The 6,130-nt window shown below is 60.4% G+C and carries 8 protein-coding genes; 3 read left to right on the forward strand and 5 right to left on the reverse strand.

Annotation, left to right across the window (positions count from 1 at the left end):
• Positions 1–7 precede the first annotated feature (7 nt).
• The 3 genes from LB565_RS26780 to LB565_RS26790 all read right to left on the reverse strand — a co-directional run bounded on the left by LB565_RS26780 (position 8) and on the right by LB565_RS26790 (position 2,841).
• Positions 8–1,021: an amino acid ABC transporter substrate-binding protein gene (locus LB565_RS26780; protein ID WP_224589107.1), complete on the reverse strand. Its 1,014-nt coding sequence runs from the start codon at positions 1,019–1,021 to the stop codon at positions 8–10.
• A 171-nt stretch (positions 1,022–1,192) separates the two neighbouring features.
• Positions 1,193–2,350: a LysR family transcriptional regulator gene (locus LB565_RS26785; RefSeq protein WP_224589112.1), complete on the reverse strand. Its 1,158-nt coding sequence runs from the start codon at positions 2,348–2,350 to the stop codon at positions 1,193–1,195.
• A gap of 275 nt (positions 2,351–2,625) precedes the next feature.
• Positions 2,626–2,841 (reverse strand): KTSC domain-containing protein, encoded by a 216-nt coding sequence (locus LB565_RS26790; protein ID WP_224589108.1) that lies wholly within the window; start codon positions 2,839–2,841, stop codon positions 2,626–2,628.
• A 103-nt stretch (positions 2,842–2,944) separates the two neighbouring features.
• On the opposite strand from LB565_RS26790, the gene LB565_RS26795 reads away from it, so the two are divergent.
• From LB565_RS26795 to LB565_RS26805, 3 genes are all read left to right on the forward strand, one after another.
• Positions 2,945–3,562: an alpha-ketoglutarate-dependent dioxygenase AlkB gene (locus LB565_RS26795; protein ID WP_224589113.1), complete on the forward strand. Its 618-nt coding sequence runs from the start codon at positions 2,945–2,947 to the stop codon at positions 3,560–3,562.
• Positions 3,563–3,642: 80 nt separating this feature from the next.
• On the forward strand, positions 3,643–4,038 hold the full coding sequence (locus LB565_RS26800; protein ID WP_224589109.1) for a hypothetical protein: 396 nt from the start codon (positions 3,643–3,645) through the stop codon (positions 4,036–4,038).
• 64 nt (positions 4,039–4,102) lie between these two features.
• Complete coding sequence (locus tag LB565_RS26805; RefSeq protein ID WP_224589110.1) at positions 4,103–5,293, forward strand: NADH-quinone oxidoreductase subunit D; 1,191 nt, start codon at positions 4,103–4,105, stop codon at positions 5,291–5,293.
• A 77-nt stretch (positions 5,294–5,370) separates the two neighbouring features.
• On the opposite strand, the gene LB565_RS26810 is transcribed toward LB565_RS26805, so the two are convergent.
• Positions 5,371–5,805: a hypothetical protein gene (locus LB565_RS26810; protein WP_224513916.1), complete on the reverse strand. Its 435-nt coding sequence runs from the start codon at positions 5,803–5,805 to the stop codon at positions 5,371–5,373.
• Between the two features lie 114 nt (positions 5,806–5,919).
• Positions 5,920–6,130, reverse strand: a 211-nt coding sequence (locus LB565_RS26815) for a hypothetical protein (protein ID WP_224589111.1), incomplete at its 5' end; no start/stop codon positions are given.

Consider the following 6,130-nt stretch of genomic DNA (forward strand, 5'->3'; position numbering starts at 1 on the left):
TGTCTTCTTAGCGAATTGGCGGAGCGTACTGAATGCCGCCCTTGTTCCAGAGCGCGTTGAGGCCGCGCTCCATTTTGAGCGGCGAGTCCTTGCCGACATTCCGGTCAAAGACTTCACCGTAGTTGCCCACCTGCTTGATCACCTCGACCGGCCAATTGTCGCCGAGCCCGATGTCCTTGCCTATGCTGCCTTCTACGCCGAGCAAACGGCGGATGTTCGGATTGTCCGAAGATTTCATTGCATCGACATTTTTCGAGGTGACCCCAAATTCTTCAGCGGCCACCATGACATAGAGCGTCCACTTCGCCACGTTGAACCACTGATCATCGCCCTGCCGCACCGCTGGGCCAAGCGGTTCCTTGGAGATCAACTCGGGAAGCACGATGCTGTCGTCCGGCTTGGCCATACGCAACCGCGACGCGTTCAAGGTGGAGGTGTCCGCGGACAGGACGTCGCAACGCCCCTCCTCAAAAGCCTTTACGACAGCTTCCTCGTCGGCGAACCCAACCGTGCTGTATTTGAGCGATTGCGAACGGAAGTAGTCGGCAAGGTTCAATTCGGTTGTGGTGCCTTGGGTTACGCAAATCGATGCGCCATCCAGCCCCTTGGCTGACGTGATGTTGTCCGCTTTGCGCACCATAAAGCCCTGACCGTCATAGAAATACGTACCAGCGAAAAGAATGCCGAGCGACATGTCGCGGGAGGATGTCCAAGTTGCGTTATGCGCGAGAATGTCGATCTCTCCCGACTGCAACGCGGTGAAGCGATCTTTCGGCGTCAACGGAATGAACTTCACCTTTTGCGCGTCGCCAAGCACGGCGGCAGCCACAGCACGACAGTAATCGACGACGAATCCAGTCCACTTGCCTTCATTGTCCGGAAGGCTGAAGCCTGCGGTTGCTGAATTTGTGCCGCAGGTGAGGACTCCATTCTTCTTGACATTGTCGAGGGTTGCGGACCACGCCGATGAGGCGGTGCACGCCATGGCTACGGCAATCAAACCCTTAAGCATCGATCTCATTTCGGTGTTCCCCTGTTTTTGTTGGGTCCAATCTGCACGTTGCGCGAACTATTCGTCAAATTGATTGTCTTCATTGTGAAAATGAATATCGATCATAATTTGCACGCAGAAAGAACGGTCGGCATTTAGATTGCTGTGCAGTAGCCTAGCGAAACAGGGTTCAATGGGCGGCTATTGTTTCGGTCGACCTGGTGCTCCGATGTCGACGATTGAACTTCGGCGCCTCTTGGCCTGGGACTCGTTGTAGATTCCCACGATCACCTCCCGGAGCCACTTGGTCCCCGGATCGTTCGCCATCTGACGGTGAACGATGAGCCACGCATTGACATCCGAAATAGGAAGCGGTGGCGAGATAAGGCTCACTTCACTTCTCTCATCCAGCATCTGTAGAATGGCATCCCCGCAATGGGTGATCAGTTCGGTGCCGCGCAGCGCCCAGGGAAGCACCAGATAGTTCGAGATGGTAGCAACGACGTTGCGCCGCAGACCGCGCTGCTTGAGGGCGGCATCTGCCAACCCCTCTGCTTGACCATCGGCGGAGATCTGGAGGTGGGAACTGGCCAAGTAAGCTTCCAGCGTCATACCGCCCCTGGCGATCTTGCTTCCACTCCACACCGCGCAAAAAAGGCGGTCCTGCCCGAGCTCCACCTTCAGGAGATTCGGATCGTCGCGTATTGCCGCTCCCGTCAGCGCACAGTCAACTTGCCTCAGATAGACCGAGGAGCCGATGTCGGGTCCGTTTGCGGGAATGACGTTCAGTGTCGCGTTAGGAGCCTGCCTCGAAAACTCTCGAATGAGCCCCGGGATAAATATCATGGCGTGATAGTCGGTAAGTCCAACGCGAAAGTTGCGTCGGGTCGTCGCCGGATTGAACACTTGATGCCGGTCGATCGAGGCACGAATCGTTGCCAGCGCAGCAGCAATATCTGACAGCAAGTCCACCGCCCGAGGCGTTGGCCGCATCTCGCCCCCATCTCTGGTGAACAATTCGTCCTTCAACAGATACCGCAGCTTCGACAGGGAGTGGCTTACAGCTGATTGCGTCCTGCCCAATTCGGCAGCTGCGCGCGTCACGCTTCTTTCACGCATCATCACATCGAAAACGCGCAACAAGTTGAGGTCCATGTCGACAAAGTTCATAGCGCTACCTCGTCCGTAGAAATCGCGGCTCTGCACCACGCGTCCACCAAGTGAGGTATTAAAGGTGACAGATGCCGCCTGGACAGTGAAGATAGCTCCGCCCCAGCGATGATCGACGCCCCTGGACCAGCACTGATCGAAATCAATCATCGCACCAGGGGATTGAGGCGGCTGTTGAGCAAAGAGCACCGCCGGCAAGCAGCGATCTGAAAATAGGTCTGCTTTCAGGCGTTGCACAAGCGGGTTTGAACGACAGGCATTAGGCGCAAAGCGGCCATCCTAGGTTGCGTAAAAAAACTGTGTAACAAATAGCATGAAAAACTCAATGTTTTCAGCGCAATAGGCAGAAACCGAAAGACGCTCTCTCCGCCAGTAATTTCATAATATGCAATATTTTCAGACACTTAGTAGGCCAGCCGCTGCAGCCGCCGACCAACGTCCTCTGCTCGCACCGGCCATAGCGCTCAATGACGATCTTCATGCTCGACCAGGTGATATCTAAAACGGTCGCGCACGAATTCGTTGAAGAACTGCCCTTTCGAGAAAGCCGCCTTGAAAGCCGTGTAGACCTCGGGTCCCACGTCTTCATAATCGTATCGCCTGCCGGTTGGAACGAACCATACCGAAAGGATCCGCCTCGACGGATCGTAATGGATATTCCGGATGGCGGTGGACGGCATGATCGCAACCCTGCTTTCCACCACCAATCCCTGGCGCAACGCGAGGTTCCGCTTTGGCAGGGGCTGGACTTGCCCAAGCGTTCCGGTTGCCTATCTGAGCCCCATGTCATCAGTCAGGAACCGAGCCGGCGGGGGCGCCTTCCAGGGCGATCTCTTCGGTGCGCCGGCCGGCCTGCCGCCCGCAGGCGTGCCTGAAGGCTTCTCCTACCAGCCGGACCTGATTGCGCCCGACGAGGAAGATGAACTCGTGGGTCACATCCAGCACCTGCCTTTCAAGCCGTTCGATTTTCACGGCCACCTTGCCAATAGACAGGTCGTCGGCTTCGGCCTGCGCTATGATTATGAGCGCCGCCAGGTGCTCGAAGCGCCGCCGATTCCGGACTTCCTGCTGCCGCTTCGCGCCAAGGTCGCCGCCTTCGCGGGCGTCCCGGCAGCCGAATTCGCGCAGGTGCTGATCAACGAATATCGCCCCGGCGCCGGCATAGGTTGGCACCGGGACAAACCGCATTTCGAGCTCGTCGCGGGCGTCTCCCTGCTCGCGCCCTGCAGCTTCCGGCTGCGCCGCAAGAACGGCGCGGCGTGGGACCGTGAAACGATCGAGGTCGAGCCCAGATCCATCTATCTCATGGCCGGCCCGGCGCGGAACGAGTGGGAACACTCCATCCCGCCTGTCGAACGCCATCGCTATTCGGTTACGTTGCGGACAATGCGGGCTCTTTAAGCCGCACCGGCGACTATCCGGGAACCATCGCCGGACCCCCGGGTTGTGTCGTCAGAATTTCGAGATCGAAAGGAAAGACGATGCGTATGCTGACGATGGTCCTGACGCTGTCGGCAATGGCATTGGCGCAGCCCGCTTCCGCCCAACGCGCCGATCCGCAGCCGCCGCAAGGGCCGCCCCCTGCCCAGGAGCCCGTCCCCGGCCAGCCGCAGCCCGGCCAGGACGATGCCGCCCAGAATGTCACCAACATCGTCGTGGTGTCGATGGAGGACTTGCCTTCGGAAGTGAAGGCGCAGGCCGAAGCCATAGTCACCAGGACGACGGCCAAGGAGTTGGCCAAGCTGCAGAGCTCGGTCGACGCCTCGCCCGAGGCGACGTCGGTCCTGCACGCGAACGGGCTGAATTCCTCGCAGGTCGTCGCCGCCAACATCGACGGTGACGGCACGCTGACGCTGATCATCCAGACCACGGCATGACCCGGACGGACGGCGGCCGACGGGCCGCCGTCCGCATTCGATCCCCACTCTTGCGGAGGCCGTCATGACCGAATCCGCAGTCCGCAACTTCACGCTCAACTTCGGGCCGCAGCACCCGTCGGCGCATGGCGTGCTCAGGCTGGTGCTGGAATTGGACGGCGAGATCGTCGACCGTGCCGACCCGCATATCGGCCTGCTCCACCGCGGCACCGAGAAGCTCATCGAATACAAGAACTATCTGCAGGCCGTGCCTTATTTCGACCGGCTCGACTACGTCGCGCCGATGAATCAGGAGCATGCCTTCTGCCTCGCCGCCGAAAAGCTGCTCGAACTGTCCGTCCCCCGGCGCGGCCAGTTGATCCGCGTGCTGTTTTGCGAGATCGGCCGGCTCCTGTCGCATCTTCTCAACGTCACCACGCAGGCTATGGACATCGGCGCGCTGACGCCGCCGCTCTGGGGCTTCGCCGAGCGCGAGAAGCTGATGGTTTTCTATGAACGCGCATCCGGCGCCCGCATGCACGCGAATTATTTCCGTGTCGGCGGCGTGCATCAGGACCTGCCGGAAGAGCTGCTCGACGACATCTGGAATTTCTGCGATCCGTTCCTGAAGGCTTGCGACGATCTCGAAGGCTTGCTTACCGACAACCGCATCTTCAAGCAGCGCAATGTCGACGTCGGCGTGATCTCGCTCGACGACGCCTGGGGCATGGGCTTCTCCGGCCCCATGGTGCGCGGCTCGGGCGCCGCCTGGGACCTGCGCAAGGCGCAGCCTTATGAATGCTATCCCGAAATGGATTTCGACATCCCCATCGGCAAGCATGGCGACTGCTACGATCGCTATCTGGTGCGTATGGAGGAGATGCGCCAGTCGGTGCGGATCATGCGGCAGTGTCTGGAAAAGCTCCGCTCGGCCGATGGCCGGGGCCCGGTCGCGGTGCCCAACCAGAAGATCACGCCGCCGCCGCGCGCCATCATGAAGCGCTCGATGGAGGCGACCATCCATCACTTCAAGCTCTATACCGAAGGCCACCGCGTGCCGCCTGGCGAAGTCTATGCGGCCGTCGAGGCGCCGAAGGGCGAGTTCGGCGTCTATCTGGTCTCGGACGGCAGCAACGTTCCCTATCGCTGCAAGATACGCGCGCCCTCCTTCGCCCATCTCCAGGCGATGGATTTCCTGTCGCGCGGGCATATGGTGGCGGACGTCGCGGCGATCATCGGTTCGCTCGACATCGTCTTCGGCGAGATCGACCGCTGAGGCGGAGGAGAGCCCGGCGCCTCTCCTTCGTTTCCGTCAACCGTCGAGCCCGACGCGGTCCCGCCGACGCAACCGCTCTAATGCATGAACACCGCTCTCAGCCAGGCAAAAATGCCCGCGCCGGGAGAGATCGCCGCGCGCACGCGCGATGCCGCCCAGCGGGCCGGCATGTTGGCGCCGACATGGCAATGGCAGACGACCTCATGCAGCTGCCAGTCGCTCATTTCGAAGAAGCGCCTGGCTTCACCATAGGTGTCGTCTCGCAAGCCTTGCGCGCGAAAGATCGGATCCTCGAAAGCGACGGTGATCGCCGATCCGTCGGTGCGCATTCTTTGACGCACATCTGGCGAAGCGTATTCGGTGCCCGTCAGCGCCGTGAGGCGGCGGCCGGGGTCTTGTTCGAGAAGTTGCGCCCAGCGCTCGAGGCGCTGGCCACGATTGGCGATGAGAGCCGGTGCTTCGGCATGAACGTCGGCAACGGCGTTGATTTGGTCAAGGGTTTGGTGCTTCACGGCCGTCTCCTGTATCGGCAAATTTGGCCACCCGCTGGCAATGGAACTAAGGCACCGCCGGTCGCCGGCAAGAGCCGGAATAGGCGCGCAGAATCATTTGATCGCCACTTGCCGTCATCGCGCGGCGCGATCGTGTGGGAACCATCCGCGGGCGTGGCCGTTCTGCCAGCTTGCGCTGCCGATCCTCCCGACGAAGCGTCTGAATGCGGCGGCGATCACACCATCGTTTAGGGTCGGGCAGGAGATCCCGGTTTTTGGATCACAGCAAAGCTTGTCGGGCACAGAGCGGAAGGAAACGCGATGGCCATTCTCCCCAACCCGGACC

It is taken from the genome of Mesorhizobium sp. CA14 (assembly GCF_020165195.1).
In the GTDB taxonomy this organism is placed as follows: Bacteria; Pseudomonadota; Alphaproteobacteria; order Rhizobiales; family Rhizobiaceae; genus Mesorhizobium.